Origin of the sequence: Escherichia sp. E14V7 (genome assembly GCF_004212225.1) — a bacterium.
GTDB lineage: Bacteria > Pseudomonadota > Gammaproteobacteria > Enterobacterales > Enterobacteriaceae > Escherichia.
Genome location: NZ_RHJJ01000017.1, coordinates 43,870 through 60,870, shown reverse-complemented (window position 1 = coordinate 60,870; position 17,001 = coordinate 43,870). Strand labels below are relative to the sequence as shown.

The 17,001-nt window shown below is 50.4% G+C and carries 18 protein-coding genes; 3 read left to right on the top strand and 15 right to left on the bottom strand.

Annotated elements, in window-relative coordinates:
* Position 1: 1 nt before the first annotated feature.
* On the bottom strand, positions 2-1,090 hold the full coding sequence (gene hcxA, locus D9741_RS19565; RefSeq protein WP_130219405.1) for a hydroxycarboxylate dehydrogenase HcxA: 1,089 nt from the start codon (positions 1,088-1,090) through the stop codon (positions 2-4).
* Positions 1,091-1,198: 108 nt separating this feature from the next.
* On the opposite strand from hcxA, the gene ybdL reads away from it, so the two are divergent.
* Positions 1,199-2,359, top strand: coding sequence for a methionine-oxo-acid transaminase (ybdL, locus tag D9741_RS19560; RefSeq protein ID WP_130219407.1), 1,161 nt, complete (start codon positions 1,199-1,201; stop codon positions 2,357-2,359).
* On the opposite strand, the gene D9741_RS19555 is transcribed toward ybdL, so the two are convergent.
* The 4 genes from D9741_RS19555 to dsbG form a co-directional block, all read right to left on the bottom strand.
* On the bottom strand, positions 2,360-2,989 hold the full coding sequence (locus tag D9741_RS19555; protein ID WP_130219409.1) for a ParB/RepB/Spo0J family partition protein: 630 nt from the start codon (positions 2,987-2,989) through the stop codon (positions 2,360-2,362).
* On the bottom strand, positions 2,962-4,182 hold the full coding sequence (locus D9741_RS19550) for a phosphoadenosine phosphosulfate reductase (protein ID WP_130219411.1): 1,221 nt from the start codon (positions 4,180-4,182) through the stop codon (positions 2,962-2,964). Before D9741_RS19550 ends, D9741_RS19555 begins: the two co-directional genes overlap by 28 nt.
* Positions 4,183-4,328: 146 nt before the next feature.
* On the bottom strand, positions 4,329-5,231 hold the full coding sequence (locus tag D9741_RS19545; protein WP_130219413.1) for a LysR family transcriptional regulator: 903 nt from the start codon (positions 5,229-5,231) through the stop codon (positions 4,329-4,331).
* Positions 5,232-5,440: 209 nt separating this feature from the next.
* The gene (gene dsbG, locus D9741_RS19540; RefSeq protein WP_130219460.1) at positions 5,441-6,187 is read right to left on the bottom strand and encodes a thiol:disulfide interchange protein DsbG; all 747 of its coding nucleotides are present in this window, start codon (positions 6,185-6,187) and stop codon (positions 5,441-5,443) included.
* A 373-nt stretch (positions 6,188-6,560) separates the two neighbouring features.
* Between dsbG and ahpC the strand changes: the two genes are divergently transcribed.
* Positions 6,561-7,124 (top strand): alkyl hydroperoxide reductase subunit C, encoded by a 564-nt coding sequence (gene ahpC, locus D9741_RS19535; protein ID WP_000052796.1) that lies wholly within the window; start codon positions 6,561-6,563, stop codon positions 7,122-7,124.
* Here ahpC and D9741_RS23395 read toward each other — a convergent pair.
* Positions 7,121-7,297 (bottom strand): hypothetical protein, encoded by a 177-nt coding sequence (locus D9741_RS23395; RefSeq protein ID WP_165383272.1) that lies wholly within the window; start codon positions 7,295-7,297, stop codon positions 7,121-7,123. The two genes, ahpC and D9741_RS23395, sit on opposite strands and share 4 nt — an antisense overlap.
* Here D9741_RS23395 and ahpF point away from each other — a divergent pair.
* A complete protein-coding gene (gene ahpF, locus D9741_RS19530) occupies positions 7,296-8,861 on the top strand; it encodes an alkyl hydroperoxide reductase subunit F (RefSeq protein ID WP_130219415.1) in 1,566 nt (521 codons plus the stop codon). The genes D9741_RS23395 and ahpF overlap by 2 nt on opposite strands.
* A 118-nt stretch (positions 8,862-8,979) precedes the next feature.
* Here the strand turns inward: ahpF and uspG are convergent, their stop codons facing one another.
* From uspG to citD, 9 genes are all read right to left on the bottom strand, one after another.
* Positions 8,980-9,408, bottom strand: coding sequence for a universal stress protein UspG (gene uspG / locus D9741_RS19525; protein WP_130206453.1), 429 nt, complete (start codon positions 9,406-9,408; stop codon positions 8,980-8,982).
* Positions 9,409-9,763: 355 nt separating this feature from the next.
* Entirely contained in the window at positions 9,764-10,174 is a 411-nt protein-coding gene (gene rnk, locus D9741_RS19520; RefSeq protein ID WP_130219417.1) for a nucleoside diphosphate kinase regulator, read from the bottom strand.
* Between the two features lie 239 nt (positions 10,175-10,413).
* On the bottom strand, positions 10,414-11,220 hold the full coding sequence (gene rna / locus D9741_RS19515) for a ribonuclease I (protein ID WP_130219419.1): 807 nt from the start codon (positions 11,218-11,220) through the stop codon (positions 10,414-10,416).
* Positions 11,221-11,333: 113 nt separating this feature from the next.
* Positions 11,334-12,797, bottom strand: a complete 1,464-nt coding sequence (gene citT / locus D9741_RS19510; RefSeq protein WP_130206459.1) for a citrate/succinate antiporter CitT — start codon at positions 12,795-12,797, stop codon at positions 11,334-11,336.
* A gap of 50 nt (positions 12,798-12,847) precedes the next feature.
* Positions 12,848-13,726: a triphosphoribosyl-dephospho-CoA synthase CitG gene (citG, locus tag D9741_RS19505; protein WP_130219421.1), complete on the bottom strand. Its 879-nt coding sequence runs from the start codon at positions 13,724-13,726 to the stop codon at positions 12,848-12,850.
* Positions 13,701-14,252: a citrate lyase holo-[acyl-carrier protein] synthase gene (gene citX, locus D9741_RS19500; protein ID WP_000550408.1), complete on the bottom strand. Its 552-nt coding sequence runs from the start codon at positions 14,250-14,252 to the stop codon at positions 13,701-13,703. The genes citG and citX overlap by 26 nt, the downstream gene beginning before the upstream one ends.
* Before the next feature lie 3 nt (positions 14,253-14,255).
* Positions 14,256-15,788, bottom strand: coding sequence for a citrate lyase subunit alpha (citF, locus tag D9741_RS19495; RefSeq protein ID WP_130219423.1), 1,533 nt, complete (start codon positions 15,786-15,788; stop codon positions 14,256-14,258).
* A 10-nt stretch (positions 15,789-15,798) separates the two neighbouring features.
* Entirely contained in the window at positions 15,799-16,707 is a 909-nt protein-coding gene (gene citE, locus D9741_RS19490) for a citrate (pro-3S)-lyase subunit beta (protein WP_000622357.1), read from the bottom strand.
* A complete protein-coding gene (gene citD, locus D9741_RS19485; protein ID WP_000700703.1) occupies positions 16,704-17,000 on the bottom strand; it encodes a citrate lyase acyl carrier protein in 297 nt (98 codons plus the stop codon). Before citD ends, citE begins: the two co-directional genes overlap by 4 nt.
* Position 17,001 lies beyond the last annotated feature (1 nt).

The following is a 17,001-nucleotide window of genomic DNA, read 5'->3' as shown; positions in this document are numbered from 1 at the left end:
GTCAGGCTTTAAACGATTCCACTTTTTCGAACGCTGCACGCAACGTATCTGGTGTCAGCGTGACTGGCAGGTAATGAATGGATTCCACCGGACGTAAGATGTGGGCAATCACTTTGTCGATCTCCGCCTGATTATTGATATCCACTTCCAGCTCCGCCAGCGTAGTCGGCAGATGAAAACGCTGATACGCTCCAGTTAATTGCGCGAGCACATCATCCTGACCCAGCAAGGCGCTTTGCACCAGAATTCCGTAGGCGACTTTGGTGCCGTGGAGAAACTTCTCGGTTTGCGGCAGGACAGTCAGACCGTTATGCACGGCATGAGCCGCCGCCACACGCGTAAAACGATCGCCCAGACCACCGACCATTCCACCACCAGCAATAATGGCATCCACCACATCGCAAAATGATTGCGTTAACTGCTGATTTTGCTGATCGGTAAGCGCCTGTTCGCTCCTGTTTAACAAGACGTCGCGAATGGCCTGTGCATTATTGATCCCCAGCCGCACGGTTAGCGGCAACGTTTCTGGTTGCGGAGCCAGCACCACCGCTTCATACCATTTCGCCAGCGTGTCACCGATCCCCGCCAGCAGATATTCTTGCGGCGCGTTGAGGACAATCTCCGGTTCCACCAGCACCATAAAATTGGCGTCGTCGAAAATCTCATAATGCAGCGCCTGTCCGGCATCGTTATACCAGACGGAGAGCGGTGTCCAGGCGGCGCAGGTAGCGGCGATCGTCGGAACGGCAACAAATGGCAGACCGAGACGGCGGGCGAGGGCTTTTGCGGTGTCGAGCAGTGCTCCGCCCCCGACGCCAATCACCACGCTGCGGTCGTCACCGGACTCAGCCGCCAGTTGTTGTACATCGCTTTCGCTGCAATGGCCGCGAAACAAAAGATGCTTTGCCCCCGGCAGTTCAAACGCTGGCGGAAGTTTGGTTTGCGCCGCAGCAATGGCGCGTTCGCCGTAGATCCACACCGCGCGAGAAAGTTGTTCATCAGTGAAAAAATCGTGCAGATGATTGAAACTTCCTGGATGTGAAAAGTAGTTAGCCGGGCCGACGACCACGCGGATAGGATTGTGAGGCATGTTGTGTTGTCCTTATTGTTTTATTTAGACATCTAAACGTCTTGATTGCCAAATACTAGCATCGTGTTATAGTGCCTTCAACACGCAACTTCGTCAGGTACAATAAAAATGACAAATAACCCTCTGATTCCACAAAGCAAACTTCCACAACTTGGCACCACTATTTTCACCCAGATGAGCGCGCTGGCGCAGCAACACCAGGCGATTAACCTTTCGCAAGGTTTTCCTGATTTTGATGGTCCGTGCTATTTACAGGAGCGGCTGGCGTACCACGTTGCCCAGGGGGCAAACCAATACGCGCCCATGACCGGCGTGCAGGCATTGCGCGAGGCGATTGCTCAGAAAACGGAACGTTTGTATGGCTATCAATCAGATGCCGATAGCGATATCACCGTAACGGCAGGGGCGACGGAGGCGTTATACGCGGCGATTACCGCATTGGTGCGCAATGGCGATGAAGTGATTTGTTTTGATCCCAGCTATGACAGTTACGCCCCCGCCATCGCGCTTTCTGGGGGAATAGTGAAGCGTATGGCACTGCAACCTCCGCATTTTCGCGTTGACTGGCAGGAATTTGCCGCATTGTTAAGCGAGCGCACCCGACTGGTGATCCTCAATACGCCGCATAATCCCAGCGCCACCGTCTGGCAGCAGGCTGATTTCGCCGCTTTGTGGCAGGCGATTGCCGGGCTCGAGATTTTTGTTATTAGTGATGAAGTGTACGAGCACATCAACTTTTCACAGCAGGGCCATGCCAGCGTGCTGGCACATCCGCAGCTGCGTGAGCGGGCAGTGGCGGTGTCATCGTTTGGCAAGACCTATCATATGACCGGCTGGAAAGTGGGTTATTGCGTTGCGCCAGCGCCCATCAGCGCCGAAATTCGCAAGGTACATCAGTATCTGACCTTTTCGGTAAATACCCCGGCGCAACTGGCGCTTGCCGATATGCTACGTGCAGAACCTGAGCATTATCTTGCGTTACCGGACTTTTATCGCCAGAAGCGCGATATTCTGGTGAATGCCTTAAGTGAAAGTCGGCTGGAGATACTACCCTGCGAAGGTACTTACTTTTTGCTGGTGGATTACAGCGCCGTGTCTACGCTGGATGATGTTGCGTTTTGCCAGTGGCTGACGCGGGAGCATGGCGTGGCGGCGATCCCGCTGTCGGTATTTTGCGCCGATCCCTTCCCACATAAACTGATTCGTCTCTGTTTTGCCAAGAAGGAATCGACGTTGCTGGCAGCAGCTGAACGCCTGCGCCAGCTGTAGTTATTTGACAGTCCAGGCGCGGGAATATTGACGGTCGGCAAACAACTCTTGCAGGCCGTTAATTTGCTTCAGGCGCAGCACTTCGTCGCTGTCCATTCCCAGTTCTTTGCCGATTTTATTGTCGTCCCATCCCAACTGGCTGAGTTCACGGACGATTTCTGACATGGCGGTGATTTGATGGCGTCCACGAGCGCGGTTGTGGCGAATAGTTGCAGCAATCCGTTGATTACGCGTACCTTCCAGACAGGTCACCGGCAAATAACCTTTTAAGCGTAATTTTAACGATGATAAGCCTTTACCTATTTCATGGCGGTGAAAACCATCAACAATTTCCAGAGCATTTTTATCTGTATGCGTGACCACAATGGGTTGCGTAAAGCCATCTATTTCAATGGATTTTTGCAGCAGTTTTTTCTCTGGTGGTGCCACATTATTGGGGTTGTAATCATTCGGCACGAGCTGGCTATTTTTCACCCACAAAACACAATCCACCGGCTCTTCACGAAAGGGGCTAACCTGATGGATCGCCATGCGGATTTCATTAATCGCTTTGATGCGATCGTCTTCCGGCAAGCTGGCGAGAAATTGGGTTAAATCCTGCGTTAATCGTTGTTGCATAGTATCCCCCATTCCTGACGTTTTCCTTTTATCCGTTCGTTATAACGCTGATAGTTCTTCGCTTTCGTAGGGCTAAATGATAATGCCCGGCACCAGTAATCGTTATTGAGTAAAACTTTGCATATTCGCCGCCAGGAGGGGATATCTTTCGTGCCAATGTCCCCTTGCTGGGTTTGTGGAACCTCGATGCCTTTTTTCTGATACCAGTGCAAATAAATGGCGATTTTATTGCGGTAATGCTCCGCAGTTTTTTCCGGCATGCTATTGAGCAGCAATAATGCATACTCTTGCCAGTCTAAATGCTCTGGCTTGAGGATTTTCCGATGCCCATAGAAATGATTGTCATGTCCGGCGTAAATTCCGCCGCTTTTTACACCGCTGACTCGTGCGCACATAGCAGCCCAGCGATCCGGTTCGATAACGTGATAGAGCCATAATCCCTGTCGTTGCTCCGGGCCAAAAGGTTCGCAAATTCGCATTTGACGCAGAGGGACGCCCGCCTGATACATTAGGTTATACAGAGGGTTGCAGAGACTTTGATGATTTGCATACCAGGTCCAGATATCAGCCACTTTCCAGTCGTAGATGGGGTAAATGTACCAGCTATGACCGCCTGGTGCGGCCGTAGTCCAGGGTTTATCGTCGGCAAAACGCTGTTTATTCGAACTGGCGATAGCAACGAAACGGTTATAGGACTCGTCAGCCCGGATGCCGATCATCATGGCCGCAGGACGTTTTTGCGAAAACCATTCGGCAAATTCACGCACGAAATGTTCAAAAGTCATGCCTGGCTGGTAAAACGGGAAATAAGCGGGATCGGTTATTGCATCTCCCGGGGGCTGGCGTACCCATTCAACATCAGGTTCCCAGCATTGCCATTCGGGTTGATATTGAGAAAGAGAGTTTTGCGTCGTAAGAGGCAGCGCTACCCAATAAAATTCTTCAATGACATCTGCATACTGCTCTCGTAGGGACTGAATATAGTGAATAGTTAAAGAAAACTGTGCTTCCCAGTCGATAAACAGAACGTATATTTTTTTGCCCATTTTTCTGGCCAGATTCGCGGTTAGATGAAGCATTAAGCCTGAATCTTTACCGCCAGAAAATGAGACACAAACGCGGGGTAGGGTGTTGAGTGTCCAGGTAATACGCTCTTGTGCAGCTTCCAGAATATTGAGCGGAAGAGGAATTTTATAAATAGACATCTAAAGATGCTCTCTGAACCTGACAGGTAGATAATGCGATAGTTTTTTAATTATAAAGTAAATAAATTCAAATAAGATATATTATTTTATGTATTTATAGTGTGAATTTTTCATTGAAAAACATTTTGCCAACGGATAGATGTTTATTATAAATTGTCATTCAAACGATCAATGAATCGTGAGAACGTAAGGTTATTTAATGATGATTTATTATAGGACATATAAAGTGTGTTTGAAGGCAACGGGTGTTCAAGTTTTATTTGTTTTAGCTGAAGTGTTTTATGATAACTGCGGTATAATTCGTAAGGCACAATACCAATTAAATCGGTAACTGCAATTGTATTAATAATGGTAAACAGAGAGGAACTACGAAACGATATTTTACGGTTTGCCATGAGTGCTTCTATTTCCATCTGGAAATCTTCTAATCCAGGGATTTTAGATATCAGAAAGGTAAATTCTTCATCAAGAATTTGTGCATGGGTGCTCCGTTCATTTATTCTCGGATGGGTAGTACTACAGATGAGTGTATTACGAATTGACTGAAAAGGGATGCAGCTCACAGAACGGCTGATAACTGGTGCCAATGTCACTACGAGATCCGCTTTGCGGTAAGCCAGTAAATCTTCGGCGCTTTCTACGGCCATCATAATGTCATGATGTTCAATGTCGATAACCGCATCCTGGCGCAGACTATTGATCAAAAGGCTGCTGTTTGTCGCAGAGATGAATTGTGGACCATAGATTATAAATTTTTTCTTTAATTCAGATTTATTGACGATATTTATTGTTTGTTCCAGGTTTCTAAGGTTTTTCTCAAGATGATGATGAAGATTTAACCCAGTAGTCGTTGGCGTAATACCTTTTCCGGCACGAGTAAACAAAGGATCATTAAATTGCGTACGTAAGCGTTGCAGGGACTGACTAACCGCAGAGGGCGTTATATATAGCGATTCTGCAGCCTTACTAATGCTGAGATGTTGGTAAATGCACTCGAAGATTACCAGTAAATTCAAGTCAAATTTTTTTAAGTCGTAAAGATTGGCCATGATGTACTCCATTCATATCATTGCACTCATCATGATATTCATTAAATCTATAATATGAATTAATATATTTGTATTTATTATGTTCTTTTACTTAACTCATGATTAAGTTTTTCTAAAATAGCATAGCCGATTTATTGTTTGTGATCAATTCTTGCGGTTTTCAGGATAACTGAAAAGCCGTATATATTCCAGTTATCCATGATTTAATATTATTTATTTCCCATGATGATATTTAAGGTCTTTTGATCCGGTAATCCGACCGCCTGTTGCAATGTATTCTCCGGGCTCATGTAGTAGATAGCAGGCGTGACGTTTGCGCCAAGTTCATCCATCAGTTTTTCATTGGCACTTAAGATTTTCATTTGCTCTGCACCAACGGTGGCCGGAATGTTTAGCTTTAGCTTCTTGTCTGATGCTTCATACTCTTGCCATGCTTTAGCCGGATCTTTAGCCGCGAGGATCGCCGCAGCAGTCGCTGGGCTTTCCGGTTTGATTACGCCAACCAGTAGTGTGCGAATCTGGACTTTGCCAGCCTCAACCCACGGGCGCGTCTGCTGCCAGAACTGTTTACAATACGGACAAAATGGATCGACAAAGACATAAACCATAACAGGCGCATCTTTTTTGCCGTCGAGGAGCCAGTGGGATTGCTCCATCCGTTGCCACATTTCTCGACCGACTGGCGCATAAATTTCTTTCTCAATAAGTGTGTTACTCAGGTTTTCACCTTTTTCGTTGTACATATAACCTGAGATAGCGTGCTTGCCGTCTGGTGTCAGGTAGATAGTAACTCCCATATCCTGATACTTTCCGAGATAACCTTTCATTCCCCCGGGGGCATCAAAAGATTTGAGGATAGTAATACCCTGTTTTTCAATGGCTTTTACTGGGGCTGGAAGTTCCTCTGCGAAGGCGACTGCAGGAAGCAGAGCCAATAAAAGTATCTTTTTTAACATTAATTTGTCCTTTTCAGTCAGTGCAAAATTTGAGTAAAAGGCATAACCTATCACTGTCATAGGTAAGAGCTTAGAACAGGTGATTGCCCTTTGTTTATGAGGGTGTTGTAATCCATGTCGTTGTTGCATTTGTAAGGGCAACAGCGCAGCCTGCTGAACAGGCGCTGAAGATACCAAAGGGTAGTTCAGATTACACGGTCACCTGGAAAGGGGGCCCATTTTACTTTTTATCGCCGCTGGCGGTGCAAAGTTCACAAAGTTGTCTTACGAAGGTTGTAAGGTAAAACTTATCGATTTGATAATGGAAACGCATTAGCCGAATCGGCAAAAATTGGTTACCTTACATCTCATCGAAAACACGGAGGAAGTATAGATGTCCTTGATTAACACCAAAATTAAACCTTTTAAAAACCAGGCATTCAAAAACGGCGAATTCATCGAAATCACCGAGAAAGATACCGAAGGCCGCTGGAGCGTCTTCTTCTTCTACCCGGCTGACTTTACTTTCGTATGCCCGACCGAACTGGGCGACGTTGCAGACCATTACGAAGAACTGCAGAAACTGGGCGTAGACGTATACGCAGTATCTACCGATACTCACTTCACCCACAAAGCATGGCACAGCAGCTCTGAAACCATCGCGAAAATCAAATACGCGATGATCGGCGACCCGACTGGCGCCCTGACCCGTAACTTCGACAACATGCGTGAAGACGAAGGTCTGGCTGACCGCGCGACCTTCGTTGTTGACCCGCAGGGTATCATCCAGGCAATCGAAGTTACCGCTGAAGGCATTGGCCGTGACGCGTCTGACCTGCTGCGTAAAATCAAAGCTGCTCAGTATGTAGCTTCTCACCCAGGTGAAGTTTGCCCGGCTAAATGGAAAGAAGGTGAAGCAACTCTGGCTCCGTCTCTGGACCTGGTTGGTAAAATCTAAATTTCCTTCGTCTTTCGCGCTACCAACTCCGGCGCGAAATACTTCGGAAATTCACCTAATTCTTCGGGTGCTGCGGCACCCGATTTTCTTCCCCGCATCATGATGCAAGCTGCATCCAGGTAGCCGATGAAGGCCGCTTGCATGATGATGTTTAAAGCCCAGGAGATAAACATGCTCGACACAAATATGAAAACTCAACTCAAGGCTTACCTTGAGAAATTGACCAAGCCTGTTGAGTTGATTGCCACGCTGGATGACAGCGCTAAATCGGCAGAAATCAAGGAACTGTTGGCTGAAATCGCAGAACTGTCAGACAAAGTCACCTTTAAAGAAGATAACAGCTTGCCGGTGCGTAAGCCGTCTTTTTTGATCACCAACCCAGGTTCCAACCAGGGGCCGCGTTTTGCAGGCTCCCCGCTGGGTCATGAGTTCACCTCGCTGGTACTGGCGTTGCTGTGGACCGGTGGTCATCCGTCGAAAGAAGCACAGTCTCTGCTGGAGCAGATTCGCCATATTGACGGTGATTTTGAATTCGAAACTTATTATTCGCTCTCTTGCCACAACTGCCCGGACGTGGTGCAGGCGCTGAATCTGATGAGCGTACTGAACCCGCGTATTAAGCACACGGCGATTGATGGCGGTACGTTCCAGAACGAAATCACCGATCGTAACGTGATGGGTGTTCCGGCAGTGTTCGTAAACGGGAAAGAGTTTGGTCAGGGCCGCATGACGTTGACTGAAATCGTCGCCAAAATTGATACTGGCGCGGAAAAACGTGCGGCAGAAGAGCTGAACAAGCGTGATGCTTATGATGTATTAATCGTCGGTTCCGGCCCGGCGGGTGCGGCGGCAGCAATTTACTCCGCACGTAAAGGTATTCGTACCGGTCTGATGGGCGAACGTTTTGGTGGTCAGATCCTCGATACCGTTGATATCGAAAACTACATTTCTGTACCGAAGACCGAAGGCCAGAAACTGGCAGGCGCGCTGAAGGTTCACGTTGATGAATACGATGTTGATGTGATTGATAGCCAGAGCGCGAGCAAACTGATTCCGGCAGCGGTTGAAGGCGGCTTGCATCAGATTGAAACGGCTTCCGGCGCGGTACTGAAAGCTCGCAGCATTATCGTGGCGACCGGTGCAAAATGGCGCAACATGAACGTTCCGGGCGAAGATCAGTATCGCACCAAAGGCGTAACCTATTGCCCGCACTGCGACGGTCCACTGTTTAAAGGCAAACGTGTGGCGGTCATCGGCGGCGGCAACTCCGGTGTGGAAGCGGCAATCGACCTGGCAGGGATTGTTGAACACGTAACGCTGCTGGAATTTGCCCCTGAAATGAAAGCCGACCAGGTTCTGCAGGACAAACTGCGCAGCCTGAAAAACGTCGACATCATTCTGAATGCGCAAACCACGGAAGTGAAAGGCGATGGCAGCAAAGTCGTTGGTCTGGAATATCGTGATCGTGTCAGCGGCGATGTTCACAACATCGAACTGGCTGGTATTTTCGTTCAGATTGGTCTGCTGCCGAACACCAACTGGCTGGAAGGCGCAGTAGAACGTAATCGTATGGGTGAGATAATCATTGATGCGAAATGCGAAACCAACGTCAAAGGCGTGTTCGCTGCTGGTGACTGTACGACGGTTCCGTACAAGCAGATCATCATCGCTACGGGCGAAGGTGCTAAAGCCTCTCTGAGCGCTTTTGACTACCTGATTCGCACCAAAACTGCATAAGAAGAAGTAAGATTCACCTGCAATTGCTTAGCCGCCGGGGTCAAACCTGGCGGCTTTTTTTATAAAAAACGCCCTGCCGGGATTGCTCAGGGCAGGGCGTCATAAATGCGTTAATTTGTTAACGAACGACTAATACCGGCAGATTGGCGTGACGGATCACGTTGGAAGCGTTGGAACCTAACAGATGGGTTGAAATCGATGGATTTCGCGAACCGATAACCACAACATCCGCATCCAGTTCTTTAGCTAACTCGTTCACTTCATCTCGCACGTTACCAAAACGGACATGTGGTTTGATACGGGATGGATCAATATTGAAATGGCCGACCATTGTCTGTAGGCGTTCTTCGGCTTCATGTTGCAAATGTTCTTCGAAACGACGCACATCAGCAGCAAAACGGTGCAGACTAAGGCTTGCGGCGCCCGGTAATACATGGAGTAAATGAATTACGCCATCATCCTGGGCGAGAAATTCAGCGTGACGAACGGCTTTGTCGCTCAATTCCATTTCAAATACGTCTACTGGCATAATGATTGTTTTGTACATAAGCATTCCCTCCTTGCTATTGCATGAACATATAACAGCATATTATTGATTATGATTCTATGATTTGCGAAGTTGATTTGATCTGGGATAGCAATTGATCTGGAAAATGGATTAAGTCAGCTACTACCAGCGTTGCTCAAGATATAGCACTGCCACAACAATAATTGCTGCAATGAATATATAAAACGCAGTAATACCGAGAGCTTCGCTCATAGGGGGGATCCGCTGGTGGATAACTTGTTCAGATTAGAACGCAGCGGTGAAGAGCAAAATGATAAATCTGGTTGATATTTGAGCGGAAAGAGGATGCAGAAGCATCCTCCGGGCAAAGCGAATAACGCTTGTGCAGATGGGATTAAAGCAGGTACTCGCCAGCGGCTTCAGGCTGGTATTCGAGTTCCAGCACTTCAAGGTGGGTAGCAACGCCGCCCGGAAGTTCCCAGTGGATGGTATCGCCAACGCGCAACCCCAGCAGTGCGGCACCAACCGGAGCCATAACGGAAAGTTGAGTATTGCTGTCGGTCATCTTTGCCGGATACACCAGTGTACGCACACGGACTTCGCCATCGCTAAGATTGCGGAATTTAACCCGGCTGTTCATCGTCACCACATCGTGTGGCATCTCTTCTGGCGAACACATTTGGGCGCGATCCAACTCTGCGTTTAACGCGTCGGCGATTGGCAAACCGGCATAGGCAGGTTGCTCCAGCAGAATATCGATGCGTTCGGCATCCAGGTCGTTAATGATGATTGTTGGTCTGGACATTTTTACTCCATGTCGTCGGTACTGCGAGTGTCGCAGATAAACATACCCAAAAGAAAACCCTCACCGTCAGGCGGCGAGGGTTTAGCTCATATGATGATACTGACTGTTGCTCACTCTTTGAAGTGATTTACATCACATTCAGGTAATTCCTTAATGCTGAGCGATTTGTATAAATCTTAATCGAAAAACAGCGTAAGGGATAAATTTTCGTGATGGATTAACTTCCGCTGCGCTGGATCTCAATAACCTGCTTTATCAATCACAAAGTTTTTGCCACAGTTGCCTGGGTGTGGTTGTGGCAAGAATGAGTTTGCAGAAAGCGGCGCATTGATGGCGTCAGCTTTGATTGAAATCTGGATTTCAGTCAAATATGCCGGATTACCCTGGCAGGTTAACTTGACTGCTTTGACGTTCTCTTTCCCCCAGCTTTTGGCAAAGGCGGCGTCAAAGTCACTGCGGCTCACGGTTTTACCGTAGTTATCCGCAAGGAATTTTCCGGCTGTGCTTTCTTTGATCTCTTGATTCAGACGTACCATCGTACCGAAGTAAGCGTCCGGATCAAAACCAAAGCAGGCGCCGTGTTTCGCGTATTCATAACGTTCCAGACAGGAACGACCACCTGCGCCTGGCATAACTTCACTCAATTTAGCTGCTGTTTCCAGCGATAACCCTGTTTCCGGTGAAGAACACATCCGGCTGGCGCGAGCTTCCGGCAGGTTTGGGACTGGGCGAGTGGCGCAGCCGAAGCGCATCCATCGGCGTTCATCAACGCCACGCGCAGCAACCGATTTAGGCAATCCCGGCCACAGGCCATGAACGGTCAGAAAATCAGCTTTGTTGCTCGTTTCGGTTTGCAGTCGACACTCATCGCGTTCGTTACGATTTCGATCGTGCTGACTCTGGCAAAACCCGGTTTGCCAGGAAAGAGCTAAAACGTAACGATCAAAATCGCCATACTGTTTTGCCTGTAATGCAGCGGCGTTGACAGAAGATAAGGGGAGCAGAGAAGCCGCCAGTAAAGCGGCGTTACGCCAGAATGTTTTCATAGTGGGTGTGGAACTCATACATGCACTGAATACTATCTATTAAATCATAAAAAAGCCCGCCAGGTTGGCTAACCTGGCGGGCGCGGTGATTTATTCAGCGTTTGGCGAACGTATTAGTTCCACATGGCGAGAATCGGCCAGCCTACCAGAAGCAGCATGGCAATATAAATCACCCCGAAGATAGCCCCAAGACGCCAGTAATCTTTTGATTTCACATAGCCGCAGCCGTAAATAATCACACCAGGGCCAGTAGCATATGGGGTCAGACAGCCCATGATACCGATAGACAGCACCAGCAGGATACACAGTTGTTCCATTGGTACGCCCGGAATACCTTTACCGACGGCCAGAATAACCGGCAGCATGGTTGCGGTGTGCGCTGACAGGCTGGCAAACAGGTAGTGCGCAAAATAGAACACCAGCACGAGGACGATAACCGTCGCGTTCGGCGAAAAACCTTCCAGATGCGTACTCATGGTGCTGGCGAACCAGTCGATAAATCCGGAACGAGTCAGGCCATTAGCCATGACGACCAGCGTTGCCAGGTTAACCAGCGTGTTCCATGCGCTGTTATAGCGGGTAATGTCTTTCCACGGCACAACGTGCAGCGCCAGCATCAGCGAAACTGCCAGCAGACCAACCGCAGTGGCGTTAATCACTTCGCTGCCAAATACCCATAAACCTAAGCTGAGTAATACAAGGCCAATCAGCGTCCACTCTCTGCGTGTCAGCGCCCCCATGGTTTTTAGTTCATCACCCGCCCAGGTTGCCACTTCTTCACTGTGTGTGATTTCCGGTTTGTACAGCACGTAGGAAAGCCACGGCGCAATGATAAGCAAGATAACCCCAACCGGCAGGAAGCAGAGGAACCACTGTAACCAGCTAATCTGGATACCGGCAATTTTGCTGACGAACTCCAGACCCAGCACGTTTGGTGCTGCACCAGTGACAAACATAGAGGAGCTAAGACTGGTACTAATGACCATCATCCACATCAAATAGCCGCCAATACGACGCGCGGACGGATCGTTCGGGAATGATTTAAATAGCGGCGGCAGGTTTTTAATGACCGGAAAAACTGTACCCCCGGTACGCGCGGTGTTGGACGGTGTAAACGGTGCCAGCAGAATGTCGATAATGACAATCGCATAACCCAACGTTAGCGTGCGTTTGCCCATGAATTTCACCAGGAAAAGGGCAATGCGACGACCTAACCCGGAAACTTCATATCCTAATGCAAAGATAAATGCGCCAAATACCAGCCAGACTGTGGTACTGGAAAAACCAGCCAGCCCCCATTTCAGCGCCTGTTTTTGCGCATTAAACGCTGGGTCAGCTAATTCTTTGGCATCAAAGAGCAGGTAATTACTGCCAATAACGCAAATAGTAACCGCAATAAAACTGATCGCTGTTGCCGGGATTGGCTCGAGGATCATGCCGACAATCATTGCCACAAACACAGCGAAGTAATGCCATGCCTGCGGCGGCATACCGTCGGGGACAGGGATAAGAAACATGACACCCATCACCACCAGTGGGGCCAATAGTTTCCATATATTATCTTTTGCTAAAGACATACGGGTTCTCCGAAAATTAATATTTCCAAATTTATCAAGTGCTTAAATTATTAAATCTGTGCTAAAAACCAGGTAAGGATCAGCAGGTCGGCACTGCCGCCTGGACTGAGATTTCGTTCGATACACTCCCTGTCGAACTGCCGGAGATAATCGAGATCGGCGGGGGTTCGGATGCCCCCTTTTTGCAATAATGTTTGCGCCTCGCGCTGTAGCCAGCGCAGGCCCCCCTCTCCACCGCGCGATGCAACGTTGGTATCGCCGTTGGTAGCCATCAGTAGGAGCAAGGTATCGAGCAATGCCAGTTCAGGATCTAACCCCTGATCCAGCAGAGTGAGGTAGTGCGGCAGGGCGTGGTTGATCACCAGTGGATAACCTGCTTCGGCTTCACCGCGCGCGCCGGTAAGGCCAAGCTGCTGGTACAACCGTTGACCTGCGGTCAGTTGTTGATTATTGGTACGCAGTTCGCGATCGGTCAGACCACGGCAGAAACTTGCCGCCGTAGAACAAACGGTTGTGGGCGTTACCGGCTGGTTGAGCTGAAGCAAACGGCCAATCGCCGCGAACAGTAGCCCTAAAGAAAAAATGCTGCCTTTATGGGTGTTTACGCCCTCAGTGGCGCGGAACATATCGCCTTCACAGGCCATACCAATTGGGCGTAATCCGTGGAGTACTGCTTCGGGGGCCATTTCTGCACTACAGGCACCAAATTCGATAAAACGGGGTAACCAGGCCTGGATCGCCAGTGCGCTACGGTGGAAATCTTCCAGCGCCATATCTTTGTGCGCACCGCAGTTAATGCGATCCACGAGGCCTGGTTTCGGTGACAGATTGACTTCAGTCAGCATGGCGCGCCAGCCCAGCAGGGCATATTCATCGATTAATGACGTCGCAAGCTTTGTGGTTTTAGTTGACGTTGCAGGCATCGACATCGTTCAGCAGCGCCTCCATGCGGTTGAGTAAATCGGTCAGTTGGTGGGTTTTTCCACGCGCGCAGACGGCTGCGCTTTGCTCGCACAATAGGCAGCGGCGAGGCGGCAGCGAATAATCGCGGCGGGAGAGAATTTCGCCTTCTGGCGTCAGGACATCGATATCCCATAAACGCCCGAGAGGATGGCTATGTTCAAGCTCAATGGTGGCAAGCTTGAGGTCGCGAGCTGGAGCGGCAATGCTCAACATGCCCTCCGGCCCGCTGGCGGAAACCAGTGCAGCCTGCTCCTGAATTTGCCAGCCCTGTTTTGCGGCTAAGGCACGCAAGGCTGTCACGCCATGATTAAAAATTCGGCGTGTGACCTCGCTGTCTTTAATCGGACCCGGCGCAACCACGGTAAAGGAGACCAGTGGAACAGGATGGCGCTTGAGCCAGGCGTGTTGCCGTGCTTGCCTTTCATCCCGGCTGACGAGCAGCTCGGGAATTGACACCGCATGGTGGCTGGCGAGTTCAGGAAGCAGGTGCATGGCTTATTCCTTCACCTGATGCACAACGTCAATCACCGAGCCATCACGGTAGCGCACGACGGCAACGACGCGGTCGGTGAATTCAATCGGCTGTGGTTCACCGGTCAGCAGACGCGCACGTTCGCGCAGCCACTCAATGGAAACCACTTTAATGCCTGCTTCCTGCAGACGTTCTGCCAGTTCCGGACGTGCCGGGTTAACAGCGATGCCGTGGTCGGTGACCAGAATATCGACGCTGGACCCTGGGGTAATGCAGGTCAGCACGTTATCCACCAGAGTCGGGATACGACCGCGCACCAGCGGCGCAACAATGATGGAAAGCGCAGAGGCAATTGCGGTATCGCAGTGACCGCCGGAAGCGCCACGCAGCACGCCATCAGAGCCGGTCAGCACGTTGACGTTGAACTGGGTATCAATTTCCAGCGCGCTCAGTACCACCACGTCGAGACGATCAACCGATGCGCCTTTAGAGCCCCAGTTAGCGTACTGGTTGGCACTGATTTCGATGTGATTGGGGTTACGGGCCAGCGATTGCGCAGCGTGGCTGTCAAAGCTCTGCACATCCAGCAGTTTGCGGATCAGACCTTTTTCGTGCAGATCAACCATCGTTGCGGTAATGCCACCGAGGGCGAAGTCGGCGCGAATATCGCGGCTACGCATTTTGTCTTCCAGGAAACGGGTTACCGCAAGCGAAGCGCCGCCGGTGCCGGTCTGCAGGGAGAAACCTTCTTTGAAGTAGCCAGAGTTGACAATCACATCCGCAGCGCTGCGGGCAATCAGCAGTTCGCGCGGGTTAGTGGTCATACGGGTTGCGCCAGCGCCGATTTTCGCGGCATCGCCGACACGATCAACTTTGACGATCAGATCAACCTGATCCTGTTCAATGCTCGCCGGGTTATGCGGATAAGGCAGCAGTTCTTCGGTGAGCATCACCACCTGTTTTGCGTTGTCGGCATCAACCATTGCATAACCGAGAGAACCGCAGCAGGCTTTTCCGGTGTAGCCGTTGGCATTACCGAATTCATCACAGGACGGGACGCCGAGGAAAGCAACGTCGATGTTCAGTTCGCCGCTCTGTACCAGATGCACGCGACCGCCGTGGGAGTGGATTTGCACCGGTTCAGCCAGCAGGCCACGGGAGATTTCTTCTGCCAGTGGACCGCGTAAGCCGGAGGTATAAATGCGGGTAACCACGCCCTGGCGAATGTGTTCTACCAGCGGCGCATGGCAATCACTCAGGGAACTGGACGCCAGGGTCAGGTTTTTAAAGCCCATCTTCGCGATGACGTCCATCACCATATTGACGGTCAGGTCACCGCCACGGAAAGCGTGATGGAAGGAAACAGTCATGCCGTCCTGTAAACCAGAACGACGAATGGCTTCTTCCAGGTTGGCGCACAGTTTGCGATCGCGCGCTTTTTCAGCCTGATAGGTTTGTTTCGGCGAGTTCTGGAAAGCGGCAAGATCGCATTCAGCGTGACGATTCCAGGCTGCTACCCGTTCTTGTCGTTGAGATTGTTCAATTTTCTGCGTCATTTTGATTGCCTTATTCTTCGCGGATGCCGGAAAGTTCTGCACGGGAGAGCACCAGACGGGCGCGATCGATAACCGGACCGTCAACCATCTTGCCGTTCAGGGAAACGACGCCAAGGCCTTCGCGAGCGGCGGCTTCAGCGGCTTCTACGACGCGGCGTGCGTGATCCACTTCTTTCTGGGTTGGAGCGTAGAGGTTGTGCAGCAGATCAATCTGACGCGGGTTGATCAGCGATTTGCCGTCAAAGCCCAGCTGTTTGATGTGGGCGGCTTCTTGCAGGAATCCGGCTTCGTTGTTGGCGTCGGAATAGACGGTATCGAACGCCTGAATACCCGCAGAACGTGCGGCCTGCAAAATAGAGCAGCGAGCGAACAGCAGTTCAGTTCCTTCCGGGGAGCGTTCTGTACGCAAGTTGCGCACGTAGTCTTCTGCACCGAGGGCGATACCGATCAAACGCTCGGAAGCATGAGCGATTTCCACCGCGCGGGTAATGCCCAGCGGAGATTCAATCGCTGCCAGCAGCCCCGTGCTGCCGGGTTCGCGACCGCAGGCTTTTTCAATACGCAGGATCTCTTTTTCGATATCCAGAACGTCCTGAGCGGTATCGGTTTTCGGCAGACGCACAACGTCTGCGCCACCGCGAACGACGGCTTCCAGGTCGTTAACGCCCCATTCAGAATCCAGTGCGTTAACACGTACGATGGTTTCAATATCGCGATACAGCGGATGTTGCAGCGCGTGGTAGACCATACGACGTGCGGTGTCTTTTTCACGCAGCGCCACGGAGTCTTCGAGGTCGAACATCAGAGCATCAGCTGGGTAGATGAAGGAGTTGCTGACCATCGCGGCATTGGCACCAGGCACAAACAGCATGCTGCGGCGGGTGCGAGTTTTACGTTGTTGCAGCGAAGCGGAAATCATTGGCAATCCTCCCATGGCAGCGCCGGGATACCGCTGGCGCGCGCCAGCAAGGCTTCCAGTCGTGCACGTAAAATGCAGTCCAGTGCGCCTTTGTCATCGACATTCAGCTGTACGCCGCGCACGTTATAGCGGGCGAGAACGTCCAGAATGGTGGTGCGAATCGCATCGCCAAACTGTTTCTCAACGCTGCTGTTGATTTGCAGGTCGATATCCTGCGTATCGAGTGGGGCGATGCGTATCATCACATCCCCAGACTCAAGGGTGCCTGCAACGGCGGGCTGGTTTATTTTCATT